Origin of the sequence: Psychroserpens sp. (assembly GCF_036960315.1) — a bacterium.
Classification (GTDB): domain Bacteria; phylum Bacteroidota; class Bacteroidia; order Flavobacteriales; family Flavobacteriaceae; genus Psychroserpens.
Genome location: NZ_JBALVR010000005.1, coordinates 57,041 through 76,383 on the forward strand (window position 1 = coordinate 57,041; position 19,343 = coordinate 76,383).

Here is a 19,343-nt window from a genome sequence, read left to right on the forward strand (position 1 = left end):
TTTTAATTCTTCAATAAGTTAAACTTCCAATTCCTTCTCTTTTAGTTTTTTGACGATTGATTGTTAGTCCATCCATTTATAGGATGACCTAAAGTTCAAGTTTATTTTGAGCTGTTCAACCATCAGAAACACTTATTTTTTCGTTTAAGCCAATTTATTCGTCGTTGGTCTAAAAAATCAAAGTATTAAATGAAAGTGCTGTTATATTTGTTTCACCATAACATAAGTAGGTTAAGTTTATGGTAGATTTGGGGCAAAAAAGTCGGACTCTCGTCCGGCTTTTTTCATTTTTAGTCCATTCCTAAATTAATCGCTTTCCATTTCCGAAGACATTACAAGACATAAAAAAAGCAAACCCAAATGAGTTTGCTTTCTGTATTTTTATATAGACTTTATTATTTTGCTTCTGCGTAACGTCGCTCAGCTTCATTCCAGTTAATCACTTTAAAGAACGCATCGATATAATCTGGTCTTCTATTTTGATAGTTTAAATAGTAAGCATGTTCCCAAACATCAAGACCTATAATTGGAGTTCCGCCACAAGGCACCCCAGGCATTAATGGATTATCTTGGTTTGGCGTAGAACACACTTCTACCTTTCCACCTTTATGAACACATAACCAAGCCCAACCAGAACCAAATTGTGTTGCTGCAGCTTTACTAAACGCTTCTACAAAACCTTCTTTAGAACCAAATTCTGCTTCAATAGCACCTTTTAATTCTCCAGACAAATAACCTTTGTCTTCAGGATTCATTACTTCCCAAAATAATGAATGGTTATAAAAGCCACCTCCATTATTTCGCACACCTTTATTATTCATATCAAGGTTACCTAAAATATCTTCGATAGATTTTCCTTCTAAATCTGTACCTTCAATAGCAGCATTTAGTTTTGTTGTATACCCATTATGATGTTTAGAGTGGTGTATTTCCATTGTACGTGCATCAATATGTGGTTCTAATGCGTCGTATGCATATTTTAATTTCGGTAGTTCGAAAGCCATAATATTTAGTTTTTTATTGTTTATGTATAATGATACCAAATTTACGTATAAAACAGCGCAATTAAAAATATTAAATACCTATGAACTCATAGATAGTTTTTATAATTTTAAGCGTGCAAAATCAATCACCTTTTACAATTTACAATGCCTCGGCTGGAAGTGGAAAAACTTTTACGTTAGTAAAAGATTACCTCAAGATTTTATTTAACTCGAAAAGCAAATTAGCTTTCAGGCATATTCTAGCGCTCACCTTCACCAATAAAGCGGTTGGTGAAATGAAAGAACGTGTCATTGACATGCTTAAGGCGTTTTCCGAAGAAAAAATTCTCGACACACCTAATAATATGTTCACCTGTTTGGTTGAAGAACTTGAGATTGAACCCAAAGTATTACACCAGCGATCAAAAACTATTTTGCTAACCATTGTACATAACTATGCTGCTTTTGACATTTCAACTATTGATAAATTCAACCATAAACTCATTAGAACTTTTGCCTACGATCTTAAGTTGCCTGTGAATTTTGAAGTCGAACTAGATACCGCAACGATGCTTGGAAAGGCAGTAGATAAACTTATTGATAAAGCAGGAAGCGATATAGAGCTCACGAAGGTTTTAGTAGATTTTGCAATCGAAAAAACAGATGATGACAGAAGTTGGGACATCTCATACGATTTTAATGCCATAGCCGAATTATTAGTCAAAGAGAATGATCTTCCATATTTAAATCAACTTAAAGATAAAACTTTAAGCGATTTTAAAGCTCTTAAAATTAATTTGCAAAAGCAGTTAAAGATATTATCTTCTCAAGTTGTTGAAGTTGCTCAAGGTGTTTTGGCTTTGATTGAAGAATCTCAATTAGAGCACAACGATTTTAGCAGCAGTTTTATCCCTAAGTACTTTATCAAGTTGTCTGCTGAAAATTTCAATGTATCCTTTTCTCCAAAATGGCAAAACGACCTTTTAGAAGGAGCACCAATTTACCCCAAACGCGTAACACAAGAAATTGGCGCTAGTATTGAGACATTGAGACCTCAATTAATTCAAGACTTCTCTAATACTAAAGCGGCTATTTTAAAGATTAAGTTTCTAAAAAACGCTTTAAAAAATATTACGCCTTTATCAGTCTTGACTGCCATTAGTCAAACGCTTCAGACCATTAAGGATGAAGATGACTTATTGTTGATTTCCGAATTTAATTCAATCATAAACACAGAGATAAAAGCACAGCCTGCGCCTTTTATTTACGAACGTATTGGCGAGAAATTCAAACATTATTTTATTGATGAATTTCAAGATACTTCAGAGCTGCAATGGGAAAACTTGATTCCGTTAGTAAGCAATGCTATTGTTGGCGAAAATGAAAAAGGAGACACTGGAACCACTATGATTGTTGGCGATGCCAAGCAGGCCATTTATAGATGGAGAGGTGGACGAGCCGAACAATTCATTGATTTGTATTCGGAAAAAGTCAACCCATTTCATGTAAAAATAAACGTTGAAAATCTACCTACCAATTTCCGTAGTCATAAAACTATTATAGAATTCAATAATCAATTTTTTAATCATGTTGCTGACTTTGCTTTCTCTAATGAGCAACATCAACACATCTATAATAATGCAAGTCAGAATACACATATTGACAAAGAAGGCTATGTTGAGCTTTCCTTTTTAAACACCGAAACTGAAGATAAAAACGAACTGCATTGTGAGGCCGTTTTTAATACCATAAAAAAAGTACAAGGTCATGGGTTTTCGCTCAAAGACATTTGCATTATAGTAAGGCGAAAAAAAGAAGGTTTTGCTATAGCCGAATATCTTAGTGATTTGGGTATTGCTATTATTTCTTCGGAAAGTTTATTGATTAACAATTCTACCGAAGTTCAGTTTATAAACAATCTTATCACTTTGAGCCTACAGCCAAAAAACGATGAGATAAAAACTCAGCTTTTAAGTTTTATCGCGGACAAACTTCAGTTGGGTAACAAACACGAATTTTTTGATGGTTTGATTCATTTAAATTCTGCATCTTTTTTTAAAAAATTAAATGAATTCGGCTTTGATTTTGACTTCTCAGAATTTTTACAATTACCCATTTATGAAGCGCTTGAAAGTATCATAAGAGGGTTTCATTTAAATGAAACATCTAATGCATACATCCAGTTTTATTTGGATGAAGTTTTTGATTATTCACAAAAGTACAATGCTAGTTTTTCTGGATTTCTAGAGTATTGGGAACGCAAAAAAGACAAGCTTACGATCGCTTCACCTTCAGGAAAGGATGCCGTTCAAATCATGACCATTCACAAATCTAAAGGTTTAGAATTTCCGGTAGTTATTTTTCCATATGCGAATCAGGATATATATTTTGATATGAATCCGAAGGTTTGGTTTCCGGTAGATGAAAAGCTATTTAATGGCTTTTCATATTTATACCTTAATATGAATAAGGATTTACAAGAATTTAATGCGCTAGGAGCCGAAAAATATAATGACTATCGTTCGCAACTGGAATTGGACAGTCTCAATCTACTTTATGTTGTATTGACCAGAGCCGTTGGACAGCTCTATGTGATTTCGGAATTCGATACAGATAAGAAAACTCAAAGTGAACGACTGACGCATTATTCAGGATTATTTATCAATTACTTAAAATCGATTGGTAAATGGAATGATAATCAAACAGAGTACAGTTTTGGAGCAATTGGAGAACCTTCCGAAGTCGGAGAAGAAGAGACCAATACCATTGAACAAAACCAATTTATTTCAACCAAAAAAGAAGATCACAATCTCAATATTGTTACAAGCTCAGGATATCTTTGGGATACAGCACAGGAAAAAGCAATTGAACGTGGTAATTTGGTACATGAAGTCATGTCGTTTATTAAAACAAAAGATGACATTGATTTTGCCTTAGATCATTTTCTAGATTCTGGAATCATAAATTCTGAACAATTTAAAGAACTCAAACCTATAATCAATAGCATTGTAACCCATGAACAATTAAGTCCGTTTTTTGATAGCACATTGACTATTTATAATGAAAAGGATATTATTTCAAAAGAAGGTCAATTATTACGACCAGACAGAGTTGTGATAAACGCGAACAACCAAGCCATAATTATTGATTATAAAACAGGGTTAGAAAACTCAAAACACAAAGAGCAGCTCTACGATTATCAATATGTTTTAGAAGATATGGGGTATCAAACCGTAAAGAAAGTTCTTATATATATTAATGATGATATTGTAATAAAAGAATTCTAAATTTGTAAAAATTAAACCAATTATGTACGGAAAGATACAAGAGCACTTACAAAACGAAATTGAATCGATAAAAAATGATGGTCTTTTTAAGGAAGAACGTATTATTACTTCACCTCAAGGCGCAGAAATTACGCTGAGTACAGGTGAAACAGTTTTAAACTTTTGTGCGAATAATTACTTGGGGTTATCATCTCATCCAGATGTGATACAAGCCGCAAAAGACACTATGGACACTCATGGTTTTGGAATGTCATCTGTTCGTTTCATCTGCGGAACACAAGATATTCATAAAGAACTAGAACAAAAAATTGCAGATTTCTACGGCACTGAAGACACCATATTATATGCTGCAGCTTTTGATGCTAATGGTGGCGTTTTTGAACCTTTACTAGGAAAAGAAGATGCTATAATTTCCGATTCTCTGAATCATGCATCTATTATTGATGGTGTACGTCTTTGTAAAGCCGCTCGATATCGCTATGCGAATAGCAATATGCAAGACTTAGAACAGCAGCTAATAGCAGCTAATGAAAATGGCGCGAGATTCAAGATTATTGTTACAGATGGTGTGTTTTCTATGGACGGATTAGTAGCGCCTTTAGATCAAATCTGTGACTTAGCTGATAAATATGATGCTCTAGTAATGATTGATGAGTGTCACGCTACAGGTTTTATTGGAGAAACAGGTCGAGGAACCCTTGAAGAAAAAGGGGTTTTAGGGCGTATAGACATTATAACTGGTACGCTTGGTAAGGCTATGGGTGGCGCTATGGGTGGTTACACAACTGCCAAAAAAGAAGTCATTGAAATTCTTCGTCAACGTTCAAGACCTTATTTGTTTTCAAACTCTTTAGCTCCTGCTATAGTTGGAGCATCAATAAAGGTATTTGATATGTTAGCGAATGACACCGCTTTAAGAGACACGCTGGAAAGCAATACTAATTATTTCAAAAAAGGGATGAAAGACGCTGGTTTTGATATCATTGATGGAGACTCAGCCATAGTTCCTGTTATGCTTTATGATGCAAAACTATCGCAAACTATGGCAAAAATGCTTTTAAAAGAAGGAATCTATGTTATTGGCTTCTTTTTCCCAGTGGTACCAAGAGAAAAAGCAAGAATACGCGTACAACTTTCTGCAGCTCATACTAAAGCACACCTAGATAAAGCTATTGCTGCTTTTATTAAGGTTGGAGAAAGACTTGAGGTTATTTAAAATCAGTCCAAACTCCCTATTTTTAATGGGTATAAGCAATATTTTTATATATTTGTCTTTGTTAACTAAATTTAACAACTTACTTTTGCTTTTAATTAACACTTAAAATTTAAATTATTTAGAATATGAAAAATCTTAGCAGATTATTTTTCGCTATAGTGCTCGTAGTCAGCTTCAATGCTAACGCACAAGACGAAAACAACCCATGGAAAATTGGAATCGGTACAAATGCTGTTGACCTTTATCCAGTTGGAGAAGATGCACCATTAGGTGATTACTTTGATGAATTTTTAAACGCTAACGATCATTACAACTTCGTACCTTCTTTATCAAGGTTTTCTGTATCGAGATATTTAAGTGATGGGTTTACTATATCGGTAGCAGGTGCTTTTAACGAAATTGATAAAGTAGGAGATTCAAGAGCTGATGACTTATCTTATTACAGTGCCGATGGTACAATTTCATATAGCTTTGCTAATATAATTAATTCTTCAACTATCGATCCTTATTTAGGTGTTGGTGGTGGTTACACTTGGATTGATGAGATTGGTGCTGGTACTTTAAATGGTACTCTAGGTTTTGACGTATGGTTTAATGAAAATTTTGGTCTTAACTTTCAAACTTCATACAAACATGCTTTCGAAGATTACTTACCTAAACACTGGCAACATTCGGTTGGATTAAACGTGAGATTTGGTGGTAAAGATACTGATGGTGATGGTATATATGACAAAGATGATGCTTGTCCAGATGTTCCTGGTTTAGAAGCATTCAACGGATGTCCAGATTCTGATAACGATGGTATCGAAGATTCTAAAGATGATTGTCCTAACGAAGCTGGTTTAGCTGAGTTTAATGGTTGTCCAGATTCAGATAGCGATGGTGTTGCTGATAAAGATGACGACTGTCCAACAGTAGCTGGATTGAAAGCATTAAACGGTTGCCCAGATGCTGATAGCGATGGTGTTGCTGATAAAGATGATCAATGTCCAAATGAAAAAGGACCTTCTGCTAACAAAGGATGCCCTTGGGCTGATACTGATGGTGACGGTGTGTTAGACAAAGATGATAAATGTCCTAACGAAGCTGGTACTGTTGCAAACAATGGTTGCCCAGAAGTTGTTCCTACACCTGCTGTAATGAAAACGTTAAATGATTACGCTAAAACAATATTATTTGATACAGGTAAAGCAACAATTAAGAATCAATCTGAAGCTGTATTACAAAATATCACAGCTATCTTAAAAGAGTACCCAAGAGCTCAATTCTCTATTGATGGTTACACTGATAGTGTTGGTGCTGAATCTTCTAATCAAATTTTATCTGAAAGAAGAGCTAATACTGTTAGAGATTACTTAATCGCTAACGGAATTAATGCCGATAGATTAGCTTCTGCTGGTTATGGTGAAGCTAACCCAATCGACACAAACAAATCAAGAGCTGGAAGAGCTAACAACAGACGTGTAGAAGTAGTGCATATAAGGAAGAACTAAATATAACACAATACATTTAATACTAAAAAACGCTTCGGATATCCGAAGCGTTTTTTATTTTTATAGAATGAGAACATTCATAGACGACGTCATTTTAGATTTAATCGCAAAAGGTTATGACATTTCTCAATTGACTTTTGTGTTACCGAGTAAACGTGCTGGTACTTTCTTAAAGCACGCCATCCCAAAACACGTCAATAAAACCATCTTTTCTCCTGAAATCCTCTCCATCGAAGAGTTTGTTGAAACACTATCAGATTTTCAATATGCTACCAATGCCGAATTACTCTTCGAATTTTATGACGTTTACCTTAAACATACACCAAAGAATCAAATTGAACCCTTTGATAAATTCTCAAAATGGGCTCAGTTACTACTACAAGACTTTAATGAAATAGATCGCTATCTCATTCCGCAGAACCAAGTATTTGATTACTTAAGCGCTATAAAAGAAATCGAACATCAACATTGGTCACTTGACGAAGAGCCAACCCAGTATATTAAAAACTATTTACTGTTTTGGAATCGCTTAAAATTCTATTATTATGAATTTCAAACACAACTCAGCTCAAAGAAAAAAGGCTATCAAGGTTTGGTTTATAGAGAAGCTGTAGAGAACATTGAGCAATACATTGCAGTAAATGCAAATAAGACATTCATATTTGTTGGATTCAATGCTTTAAATAGAGCAGAAGAACTGATTATACAGGAGCTATTACAACAAGAGCTGGCTTGTATTTACTGGGATATAGATAAAGCCTTTATAGACAACCCCATTCATGATGCTGGACTGTTTATGCGTCATCACAAATCCAATTGGAAATACTTCGATAAACACGACTTCAATTGGGTTACAAACAATTATTCCGAAGAAAAAGATATTCATGTCATTGGAGCTCCAAAAAATATCAGTCAGATAAAATATGTTGGAGAACTTTTAGAACAAATTTATAGCGAAAAACAAAATCTTCAAAATACAGCAGTTATATTGGGTGACGAAACCCTATTGCTACCATTACTAAATTCCATTCCTAAATCCATCAATGCCATTAATATTACAATGGGATTGCCTTTAAAAGTCATTCCATTAGCATCGCTTTTTGAGTCGTTGTTTAATATCCATAAGTCTTCTAACCAAAACCTGTACTATAAAGATGTCATTAATGTATTGTCAAATCAATTTGTGACATCTCTTTTTGAAAATGGTGAAGTCAATGATGCTGAAGCTATCATTAAACACATTAGAACCAACAATAAAACGTATCTCTCACTAGAAAGCTTAAAAGAGATAACAGCACATCATAAAGATGCAATTGACATCCTATTTGGGTCTTGGCACGATAAACCCAAAACGGCAATACAAAACTGTTCTAAACTTATTTCTAAACTAAAATCGGATTTAGATGACGATAAGCAAAACAACTTATTATCATTAGAATACTTATATCGTTTTAATCAGGTTTTTAATACGCTTGAAACCTTAAACAATTCGTTCTCGCATATCAATAACATTGCTACACTCTTTAGTTTGTACAGAGAATTGATAAAAAGTGAAACTCTAGATTTCAAAGGAGAACCACTCAAGGGATTACAAATTATGGGTATGCTAGAATCCCGTGTACTTGATTTTGAAACCATCATAATAACATCGGTTAACGAGGGCATATTACCAACAGGAAAAACAAACAGCTCGTTTATTCCATTTGATGTCAAACTAGAAAATAATTTACCCACTTATAAAGAAAAAGACGCTGTATATACCTATCACTTCTATCACTTGCTTCAACGTGCTAAAACTGCGTACATTCTTTATAATACAGAGCCAGACGTGTTAAATGGAGGTGAAAAAAGCAGGTTTATAACACAATTGGAAGTTGAAGGAATTCATCCCATTAAATCATATGTACTTTCGTCGCGAGTGCCCTCCGTAGAACACACTTTACAACACATAAAAAAGACAGCAGAAGTCATCCATGCACTAGATTGTGTTGCCAAAAAAGGCTTCTCCCCTTCTTCATTGACTAACTATATAAGAAACCCTATTGACTTCTATTTTGAAAAAATATTAGGTATTGATCAGTACGAAGATGTCGAAGAGAATGTTGCTTTCAATACCTTAGGAACTATAATCCATAACACACTCGAAGATTTTTATAAGCCATTTGTAGGTGAGTTTCTTGACGTTAATCACATCAAGAACATGACATCCAAAATTGATGCTGTCGTCTCTCATCATTTTAGGGAAGAATTTAAAGAAGGTGATATCTCTAGCGGGAAAAACCTCATCATATTTGAAATTGCAAAGCGCTACATTTCAAACTTTTTAAATCTTGAAATCGAGGACATCAAACAAGGAAATACGATTAAAATTATAGCCATAGAAACCAAAAACTACGTGTCACTTCATGTTGAAGATATTTCAAAAACTGTAAATCTTACCGGAAAAGTAGATCGTGTAGACGAATATAATGGAACGACACGAATTATAGATTACAAAACAGGCAGAGTGGAGTCTGGCAAAGTAGAAATCGTAGATTGGGCCGATATTACAACAGACTACGATAAGTACAGCAAGAGTTTTCAAGTGTTGATGTATGCATATATGATGCATAAAAGCAATCTCATATCCCTACCTGTAGAAGCTGGAATTATTTCGTTCAAAAGATTGAATTCGGGAGTCATACGATTCGCCACAAAACCATCATCTAATAGTAGATCTAAAGATTATTCTATTACCACGGAAACGCTAAATGCTTTTGAAATTGAGCTTAAAAAATTAATTTCAGAACTCTATAATCCAACTATTGATTTCATCGAAAAAGAGGTATAATGACACTAAAAAACCAGATTCTATATCGAGCAAATAAAAAGCCCATTGTTTGGGACGCTTTTTTTAATAACAACAGAAAACAAAAACCTTTGGTCGTCTTTTGTCATGGATATAAAGGTTTTAAGGATTGGGGTTCTTGGGATTTGGTTGCCGATGCCTTTAGCCGTGAAGACTTCTTTTTCGTGAAATTCAACTTTTCACATAATGGTGGAACGGTTGATAATCCAATCGATTTCCCTGATTTAGAAGCCTTTGCAGAAAACAACTATTCTAAAGAACTTGACGACCTAGACACCATACTAAATCTTCTTTTATCTGAAGAATTTGAATACATAAATAATATCGACACGAGCAACGTGACAGTCATCGGACATTCAAGAGGTGGCGGAATTTCAATCATAAAAACTTCCGAAGATAAACGCATAAAAAGGTTAATTACTTGGGCAAGCATCTGTGATTTTGGTAAACGAACTGCTACAAGTGGAGAGTTAGAACAATGGCGAAAAGAAGGTGTGAAATATGTTCTAAACGGCAGGACAAAACAGCAAATGCCTCACAATTTTCAGTTCTACAAAGATTTTAATGCGAACGAAAAACGACTACATATAGAATCGGCAATAAAAAAAATTGATGTTCCAGTATTAATCATTCATGCTAAAGATGATCCTTCGGTGAAATTTGACGAAGCAGAAACTTTACACGCTTGGAATCCTAACAATAAACTAATTGCTATTGAAAATTCTAATCACGTATTTGATGCAAGCCATCCATGGGATAAAAATCATCTACCTCTAGCTTTGGAAATCGTGGTTAATAAAACTCTTGCTTTTATAAAAGAATAGAAGTAAATCATATCGGATTAGCTTCGCTGATACAATATGATTTACTTCTGCAAATAGAAAATCAAACATCAAATATGATGCAGTATTTTTCCGTTTGATGTGGAGCATATCGGATTCGAACCGATCGCCTCTACGCTGCCAGCGTAGCGCTCTAGCCAAATGAGCTAATGCCCCGAAAAAATTATTTTAATCCGCCTAAAACCAATACTGGTAAGGCGCTACTGAAGTCTTTCTTTAAGATCGTATTCTTTTCCCATTTCTTAACAAAAAAGCCACGCTTACGTCGTACAACACATAATAAATCTGGGTTATTATTTTTATAATGTTCTAAAACACCTTGATGAGTTGTCGCATTTTCGGCAATTGTAGTGTTAGTGATTAAACTTGCTAAATCATCATTAACATCAAAATCACCTTCATTGTGAAATGGTGTTTTCACCAAAAGTAAATTCACAACCGATTTAAATTTGTTTTTAACCGTCTTTAATGGAATTAAAGCATCGTCCTTCTTGATAATAGCAGATTTAACCGCTACCAATATTTTTACAATGGGTCTGTAAACATAACCTTCAGGAATGATCAATGCCGGAATATTTGTTTGCTTTACAATCTTCCCTGAAGTCTTTCCTAGATATACTTCATCCTTAATCGAGTTCGTTCTTGGCTCTAATAAAATGAGGTCAACGTGTAAGGCTTCACAAGCCAATTCGATAGTATCTACAAGTTTCCCTTTAAACGTTTTGATAATAATGTCAACACCTTTCTTATCTATTTTAGATACGTGCCCTTTTAAAAAGGCTAAACTCTCACGCTCCAAAATATGATCTATCTTAATCATTGTACCAGCTTTAGTATATACATTGTAGACTTGAACAACGTATAATTTAGCACCAAAAGCTCGTGCAAAATCTACAGCATATTGTAAATGGCTTTCAGCATTTTTTGACGATCCAACTGGAACAAGAATAGACTTCATAATCAAATATTTAAAAGTAACTTTGTGTAAATACTTGCCAAAGGTAACTAATATGCGCGAATGATACGTAAAGCAATTCTAAACGATATAGATGACATCATAAAAATGACCAAAGCTTGTGCAAGACACATGATTAGCAAAGGAGTTTTTCAATGGAATGAACACTATCCAAATGCTACTGCTTTTGAAAAAGATGTACAGAGAAATGAACTCTATGTATTAGAAACTGAAAACCATATTAATGGCTGTATTGTCATTTCAACAGTAATGGATGAAGAATACATTCCTATAGACTGGTTAACATCTAATGAAAACAACGTCTATATTCATCGTTTAGCCATTCACCCAGAGCATCAAGGACAAGGCTATGCACAACAGCTTATGGATTTTGCCGAAAGATTTGCAATAGAAAACAACTATACTTCTATACGATTAGACACCTTCTCTCAGAACAAAAGAAACCAAAAGTTTTACGAACTTCGTGGCTATCGACAATTGGGTGATATTTATTTTCCGAAGCAAAGTGAATACCCTTTCCATTGTTATGAACTGATACCATCAAAATAACATATACAAATGGTTTCTTTTTAGATGACTTTTCGTTTAATAATGTAACTAAGGCTATACGCCTCAACTAATCAAAATTTAATTGGTATAAGCCTTTGACAACAGCTATCACATTAAAAAACATCAACAAACTTGCTATTCCAGCATTAATATCTGGCGTTGCAGAACCTATTTTGTCTTTAACCGACACTGCCATTATTGGTAATGTCGATTATAATGCTGCTGAAGCTTTAGCTGCTGTTGGTATTGTAGGTACTTTTATTTCGATGCTCGTTTGGGTATTAGGTCAAACCAGAAGCGCCATTTCATCTATTGTCTCGCAACATTTAGGCGCCAACCAATTAGATAAAGTGAAAAACCTTCCTGCTCAAGCTATTTTCATAATTACATCCATAAGTATCCTCATTATTGTTACTACTTTACCGTTTTCTTCGGAAATCTTTAAACTCTATAATGCATCACATCTCATTTTAGACTTTAGCATCGATTACTACGGAATACGGGTTTGGGGGTTTCCGTTTACCTTATTCACTATTGCTATTTTCGGAACATTTAGAGGGCTTCAAAATACATTTTATCCAATGATTATTGCCATCATCGGAACCGTTGTGAACATCGTTTTAGACTTTGCCTTCGTTTACGGTATCGAAGGTCTTATCAATCCGATGCATATCAAAGGTGCAGCTTGGGCAAGTGTGATTGCTCAAATCATCATGGCCATATGCTCGGCTTATTATTTACTCAAAAAGACTGATATTTCGTTGCGCATCACATTTCCGTTTAATAAAGAAATTAGGACGTTCTCTATAATGATCTTAAACCTTTTTGTAAGAACCTTAGCTTTAAATGCCACACTATATTTCGCTACACGATTCGCCACTTCTTATGGTACCGAATATATTGCAGCCTACACCATTGCCATAAATCTATGGTTTTTGGGCGCATTCATTATTGATGGATATGCTAGCGCTGGAAATATCCTATCAGGAAAATTATTAGGCGCCAAAGAGTATTCAAAGCTTGTAGAATTGAGTCGGCTTTTGATAAAATGTGGTATCGGAGTTGGTTTCATTTTAACCGTTGTTGGATTACTAACGTACAACTTTGTTGGTCCTATCTTTACAAAAGATCAAGCCGTAATTGACCAATTCTATAATGTGTTTTGGATTGTTCTAGTGATGCAACCTCTTTGCGCATTGGCATTTATTTTTGACGGCATGTTTAAAGGTATGGGGAAAATGAAGTTTTTAAGAAACCTATTGTTACTTTCAACAGGCTTGGTTTTTATTCCAATCTTATTTCTATTGGATAGTTACGACCTTAAACTATATGGCGTGTTTATTGCCTTAACCTGCTGGATTATCGCCAGAGGCATACCTTTAATCATAAAATTCAGACAACTATTTTTGTCACTTTCACAAAAGACGTAACTTTGACACATTATGTATATTAAACTTCAGTTTAATTTACAGTTAATAGTTCTAAATAAACAAAAACAATCCTATGGATTTTATGTCATTTATAAGTGGAAGTGGTTTATTCCTTATTTTAGGAATCATTCTAGTTATTGTTTATTTCTACAATCGTAATAAAAGACGCTAATGAGTAACATTCGTATTACAAAACAATTTTCTTTTGAAACTGGCCACGCGTTGTATGGTTATGATGGAAAATGCAAAAATGTACATGGTCACAGCTATAGATTGGATGTTACTGTTATTGGCCAACCCATTACAGATAACACTAATGTGAAATTTGGGATGGTAATTGATTTTAGTGATCTTAAAAAAATTGTCAAAGAAGAAATCGTTGATGTGTTTGACCATGCAACTGTTTTCAATAAAAACACGCCACATGTTGAGTTAGCAAAAGAATTACAAGACAGAGATCACAATGTCCTATTAGTCAATTACCAACCAACAAGTGAAATGATGGTTATTGATTTTGCTAAAAAGATAAAACAACGACTCCCTGATAATATCAAACTACACTCTTTAAAACTTCAAGAAACTGCAACTTCTTATGCCCAGTGGTTTGCTTCAGATAATGACTAAACCTACCAACATAACCATTCCGAAGGGAAAGAAAATCTATTTTTCTTCAGATAATCATTTGGGCGCTCCAACTATAGAAGCGTCTTTACCTCGTGAAAAGAAATTTGTAGCTTGGTTAGATGAAATCAAAACAGATGCTGCAGCTATTTTTCTATTAGGTGATTTATTTGATTTTTGGTTTGAGTATAAAACTGTGGTTCCAAAAGGGTTTACAAGAACCTTAGGGAAATTGGCAGAAATAAGTGATTCTGGTATTCCAATTTATTTCTTCGTTGGTAACCATGATCTATGGATGAACGGCTATTTTGAGAAAGAACTCAACATCGCTGTATTTCATGAACCTAAAGAATTCATCTTTAATAACACCTCTTTTTACATTGCACATGGTGACGGTTTAGGCCCTTTTGATAAAGGCTATAAACGCATGAAAAAAGTATTTACTAACCCTGTCTTTAAATTTTTATTTAAATGGCTCCATCCAGATATTGGTATGCAAATTGCCCAATACTTATCAGTGAAAAATAAACTTATTTCTGGTGAACATGACGCTACTTATTTAGGAGAAGATAAAGAGTGGCTCATACAATACAGTAAATCTAAATTACAAGAATCACATCGTGACTATTTTGTATATGGTCATCGACACTTACCAATGGAAGTTCCTTTACAAGACAATTCTAAATATGTCAATCTTGGTGACTGGATTCAATACTATACTTATGGTGTTTTTGAAGGTGATCATTTTGAATTGAAGACTTTCAAATAAAGCCTTCTTATAAACAGCTTTAAACCTTTTTGTTATTAATAAGTCTTAGATGAAATTTATTTCATGAAACTTACTCAACTATGTGCTTCAATAGTATGTCTTATACTATTGTTTTCTTGTGGAAATGACGATTCAACAATTACAGTTAGTCCATCTTTAACCAAGCCAAACATTGTATTGATTATCGCTGACGACATGGGCTTAGATGCCTCTCCAGGCTACAGCATTGGAAGTGTAAAACCCAATATGCCAACATTACAAAATATGATGGATTCTGGTGTTCGGTTTAACAATTTATGGTCAAATCCTGTTTGTACACCTACTCGAGGAAGTATTCTTACTGGTAAATATGGATTTAGAACTAACGTTTTAAAAGCAAATGATATTTTATCTACTTCAGAATTATCATTACATCAATATTTAGACAATAATAACACAGGATACAATCATGCGGTTATTGGGAAATGGCATTTATCTAATGATGTGAATCATCCAACAAACATGGGGGTTAATTATTATGCTGGACTCTTAAATGGAGGTGTTCAATCTTATACCAATTGGAACCTAACTGAAAATGGCTTAACCTCAACATCTACAGAATATACTACAACAAAATTTACAGATTTAGCGATAGATTGGATTGACCAACAATCACAACCTTGGTTTTTATGGTTGGCTTATAATGCACCTCACACGCCTTTTCATTTACCGCCTAACGACTTACATTATCAAGGAAATTTACCATCAGACCAAGCAAGTATAGATGCTAATCCTTTACCTTACTATATGGCAATGCTTGAAGCGATGGATACCGAAATGGGAAGGCTCATCAATTCGATGAGTGAAGAAGAAAAAGCGAATACTGTTTTTATATTTATTGGTGACAATGGAACACCTAATCAAGTCGTTCAGGAGCATAGTAGTTTCCGTGCTAAAGGAAGTGTTTACCAAGGAGGCGTTAATGTACCAATGGTTATTTATGGAAAAGATGTGACTCGTATAAATGCTATTGAAAATGCTTTAATTAATACAACCGATTTGTTTGCTACCATTTCTGAATTAGCAGGAAATAATACTACTGAAATAAATGATAGCAAAAGTTTTAAAGACTTATTGTCAAGCTCTAATGGTAATACAAGAGACTATGTTTATGCCGAAGTTGGTAATGAAACTGGGGGTTCAAATTATACGATAAGAAATAGCACTCATAAATACATATACTTTGATGATGGCTCAGAGGCTTTATTTGATTTAAGTATTAATCCCCTTGAAAACCCAAACTTGTTAAACCCAAATCAATTACCATTAAGTACTGAAAATAGTTTGATAAAAGATGAATTAATTTCTAGACTCAATGAAATTAGACAGTAGTTTCGTCCTTCTCATGTTCCTCTATATCCTTAGTTAAATCTAATTTTCTAAACGAAGGAGAAACTAATCCTGTAGTAACAACGGTTATCAAAGTCATCGTGCCACCAAAAACAACTGCAGTTGCTGTTCCCATGAGTTTAGCTGTTAAGCCGCTTTCAAGCGCACCCAATTCATTAGAAGACCCTACAAACATAGAATTTACTGACGATACACGACCACGCATATGATCTGGCGTTTTAATTTGAAGGATAGTTTGTCTAATCACCATAGAGACACCATCTGTAACACCACTAAAGAAGAGTGCTACGACAGAAATCCAAAATACAGACGATAACCCAAATACGATTATGCAAAGTCCAAAACCAAAAATAGCAACCAATAGTTTCATACCTGCATTTTTACTTATTGGTATGTATGCAGTCACCAGCATAGTTAAAAAAGAGCCAACCGAAGGAGCTGCAACCAAAATCCCGAAACCTTGAGGCCCTACTTTCAAAATATCTTCTGCAAAAACCGCTGCGAGAGCTATTGCTCCTCCAAATAAAACAGAAACCATATCTAAAGTAATTGCACCCAATATCGCTTTAGTATTAAAAACAAATGATAACCCTTCTGATAAACTCGAAAAAAGATTCTCACCAATTTTTGGATTAAGAATTGGTTTTCGAGGTATTTGAAAAATAGTTATTAATGAAAATAGTACTAAACCAAAAACGATACATAAAGACCAGTGCACACCAATCCAGCTAATAGAAAATCCTGCAAAACCAACTCCTAAAACACGTGCCATTTGCCAAGTAGAACTATTCCATGTTGCTGCATTAGGATAAATCTTTTTAGGTACGATTAAGGCGACAAGGGAAAAAATAGTTGGTCCAAAAAACGCTCTTAAAAACCCACCAAAAAACACCAAAGCATAAATGGAATAGAGTATACTATTTTTAGACCACGACTCAATCACAGATTGAGAAGTCAACCAAAATAATCCAAAACTTATTAAAGAAAAAGCAGCAATACATAAAGCTAACAGGTTTCGTTTTTCTCGCTGATCTACAATATGACCTGCAAACAAAGCCATAACAAAAGCAGGAGCAAACTCAAAAAGACCTATTAAACCTAAACTCAAGGGATCTTTCGTTAGAGCATAAACCTGCCACTCGATAACAATAAATTGCATAGACCAACCAAAAATCAAGGCAAAACGCACCAATAAAAATATATTGAATTCTCTATATCGCAATGCTGCGTATGGATCTTTTTTGGACATATTTAAGCTTTAATATCTCGTAATTTTAATTGCAAACTCACATTGCCTTGCCAATGGTTTTCATCAATAGAATATGTAGCATCAAAGGATTGTCTATTCTGAATCAAATGTAATTTATCTCCTAAACTAAAACCTATTCCAACAAGTTTCGCATGGCTTTGTGTAACTGTTAATCGCAAATGCTTATCATCTTCGCCCACACATTTTCCGTAACCTGTATCTTGTAGATTTTGTGTCATAAAGATAGGTGTCATATTTCCTGGTCCAAAAGGAGCAAACTGGCTTAAAATTCGGTAAAATTTAGGTGTAATATCGTTTAATTCAATCTGCGCATCCATACTAATTTCTGGTGTCAATAAATTTCTATCAATTGTCTTCGATACTTCATCTTCAAAGGCTTGTTTAAAAGCGTCGTAGTTTTCTTCTTTAAGCGTCAATCCTGCTGCATATTTATGTCCGCCAAACTGTTCGATATGTTCGCTACAAGCTGCCAAAGCATTATACACATCAAATCCTTTTATCGATCGTGCCGAAGCTGCCAATTTATCACCGCTTTTTGTAAACACAAGCGTTGGTCTATAATGGGTTTCGATTAACCGAGACGCAACAATCCCTATCACACCCTTATGCCATGACTCATGATAAACCACAGTGGTTATTCTATCCTGTTCGTTATTCTCAGTAATTTGAATTAATGCTTCTTCGGTGATCCGTTTGTCAGTCTCACGTCTATCCAGATTAAACTCATTAATTTCTGCTGCAAAGGTTTTAGCCAACCCTTCATCAGTTTCGGTTAATAAAGTCACGGCATAATTACCATGCTTCATTCGCCCAGCAGCATTAATTCTAGGTGCTACAATAAAAACAACATCAGTAATGGTGAGTATTTTCTTTTCCACTTGCGCTATAATCGCTTTTATTCCTGGTCTCGGATTTGTATTAATCACTTGCAATCCGAAATAAGCTAATGCTCTATTTTCTCCAGTAATCGGAACAATATCTGCGCCAATTGCTGTAGCAACTAAATCTAAATATTCGCCTAAATCCTCAACGGTTTTATCATCTTTTGACGCTAAAGCCTGAACCAATTTAAAGCCAACACCACAGCCACACAATTCTTTATAAGGATACTCACAATCGTCTCGTTTTGGGTCTAAAACGGCAACAGCCTTTGGAAGTTTATCTCCCGGTCTATGATGATCACAAATAATAAAATCAATGCCTTTTTCCGAAGCATAATCCACTTTATCAATAGCTTTTACGCCACAATCCAATGCAATAATAAGTGTAAAATCGTTGTCGTGAGCAAAATCGATGCCTTTATATGATATGCCATAACCTTCATCATAACGATCCGGAATATAAGTGGCAATGCTACCTGATTTTGTTTTTAAATACGATGACATTAAAGCGACAGACGTTGTTCCGTCTACATCATAATCGCCATACACCAAAATATTCTCATCATTAGCTAATGCGTTTTCGATCCGTTCTACTGCTTTGTCCATATCCTTCATTAAAAAAGGATCATGTAAATCGGCTAAACTAGGTCGAAAAAATGTCTTGGCATCTTCATACGTTTCAATACCACGTTGTATCAATAAGGTGGCAACAGAGGCATCTACCTGAAGTGCTTTTCTCAAAGCTTCAACGGTTTTTAAATCTGGTTTTGGTTTAAGTGTCCAACGCAT

The 19,343-nt window shown here is 34.6% G+C and carries 14 protein-coding genes and 1 tRNA gene; 10 read left to right on the forward strand and 5 right to left on the reverse strand.

Annotated features, from left to right (window positions below):
- Positions 1 to 395: 395 nt before the first annotated feature.
- Positions 396 to 1,004 carry a superoxide dismutase gene (locus V7719_RS09990; protein WP_335729761.1) on the reverse strand — a complete coding sequence of 203 codons (609 nt, stop codon included), beginning with the start codon at positions 1,002 to 1,004 and terminating at the stop codon, positions 396 to 398.
- 113 nt (positions 1,005 to 1,117) lie between these two features.
- Here V7719_RS09990 and V7719_RS09995 point away from each other — a divergent pair, with 113 nt between their 5' ends.
- The 5 genes from V7719_RS09995 to V7719_RS10015 all read left to right on the forward strand — a co-directional run bounded on the left by V7719_RS09995 (position 1,118) and on the right by V7719_RS10015 (position 10,651).
- Complete coding sequence (locus tag V7719_RS09995; protein WP_335729762.1) at positions 1,118 to 4,270, forward strand: UvrD-helicase domain-containing protein; 3,153 nt, start codon at positions 1,118 to 1,120, stop codon at positions 4,268 to 4,270.
- A gap of 22 nt (positions 4,271 to 4,292) precedes the next feature.
- Positions 4,293 to 5,486: a glycine C-acetyltransferase gene (gene kbl / locus V7719_RS10000; RefSeq protein WP_335729763.1), complete on the forward strand. Its 1,194-nt coding sequence runs from the start codon at positions 4,293 to 4,295 to the stop codon at positions 5,484 to 5,486.
- Positions 5,487 to 5,611: 125 nt separating this feature from the next.
- Complete coding sequence (locus V7719_RS10005) at positions 5,612 to 6,979, forward strand: OmpA family protein (protein ID WP_335729764.1); 1,368 nt, start codon at positions 5,612 to 5,614, stop codon at positions 6,977 to 6,979.
- Positions 6,980 to 7,046: 67 nt separating this feature from the next.
- Entirely contained in the window at positions 7,047 to 9,809 is a 2,763-nt protein-coding gene (locus tag V7719_RS10010; protein ID WP_335729765.1) for a PD-(D/E)XK nuclease family protein, read from the forward strand.
- Positions 9,809 to 10,651, forward strand: coding sequence for an alpha/beta hydrolase family protein (locus tag V7719_RS10015; RefSeq protein ID WP_335729766.1), 843 nt, complete (start codon positions 9,809 to 9,811; stop codon positions 10,649 to 10,651). The genes V7719_RS10010 and V7719_RS10015 overlap by 1 nt, the downstream gene beginning before the upstream one ends.
- A 100-nt stretch (positions 10,652 to 10,751) precedes the next feature.
- Here the strand turns inward: V7719_RS10015 and V7719_RS10020 are convergent.
- Positions 10,752 to 10,825 (reverse strand) — tRNA-Ala (locus tag V7719_RS10020).
- Positions 10,826 to 10,832: 7 nt separating this feature from the next.
- Positions 10,833 to 11,627, reverse strand: a complete 795-nt coding sequence (locus V7719_RS10025; protein WP_335729767.1) for a universal stress protein — start codon at positions 11,625 to 11,627, stop codon at positions 10,833 to 10,835.
- 60 nt (positions 11,628 to 11,687) lie between these two features.
- Here V7719_RS10025 and V7719_RS10030 point away from each other — a divergent pair, with 60 nt between their 5' ends.
- From V7719_RS10030 to V7719_RS10050, 5 genes are all read left to right on the forward strand, one after another.
- Positions 11,688 to 12,194: a GNAT family N-acetyltransferase gene (locus tag V7719_RS10030; protein ID WP_335729768.1), complete on the forward strand. Its 507-nt coding sequence runs from the start codon at positions 11,688 to 11,690 to the stop codon at positions 12,192 to 12,194.
- 95 nt (positions 12,195 to 12,289) lie between these two features.
- Positions 12,290 to 13,624, forward strand: a complete 1,335-nt coding sequence (locus V7719_RS10035; protein WP_335729769.1) for an MATE family efflux transporter — start codon at positions 12,290 to 12,292, stop codon at positions 13,622 to 13,624.
- A 171-nt stretch (positions 13,625 to 13,795) separates the two neighbouring features.
- Positions 13,796 to 14,248, forward strand: a complete 453-nt coding sequence (locus V7719_RS10040; RefSeq protein ID WP_335729770.1) for a 6-pyruvoyl trahydropterin synthase family protein — start codon at positions 13,796 to 13,798, stop codon at positions 14,246 to 14,248.
- Positions 14,249 to 14,258: 10 nt separating this feature from the next.
- Positions 14,259 to 15,014 carry a UDP-2,3-diacylglucosamine diphosphatase gene (locus V7719_RS10045; RefSeq protein ID WP_335729994.1) on the forward strand — a complete coding sequence of 252 codons (756 nt, stop codon included), beginning with the start codon at positions 14,259 to 14,261 and terminating at the stop codon, positions 15,012 to 15,014.
- A 63-nt stretch (positions 15,015 to 15,077) separates the two neighbouring features.
- Complete coding sequence (locus V7719_RS10050) at positions 15,078 to 16,385, forward strand: sulfatase-like hydrolase/transferase (protein WP_335729771.1); 1,308 nt, start codon at positions 15,078 to 15,080, stop codon at positions 16,383 to 16,385.
- On the opposite strand, the gene V7719_RS10055 is transcribed toward V7719_RS10050, so the two are convergent.
- Complete coding sequence (locus V7719_RS10055; protein ID WP_335729772.1) at positions 16,375 to 17,652, reverse strand: MFS transporter; 1,278 nt, start codon at positions 17,650 to 17,652, stop codon at positions 16,375 to 16,377. The genes V7719_RS10050 and V7719_RS10055 overlap by 11 nt on opposite strands.
- Before the next feature lie 2 nt (positions 17,653 to 17,654).
- A complete protein-coding gene (recJ, locus tag V7719_RS10060) occupies positions 17,655 to 19,343 on the reverse strand; it encodes a single-stranded-DNA-specific exonuclease RecJ (protein WP_335729773.1) in 1,689 nt (562 codons plus the stop codon).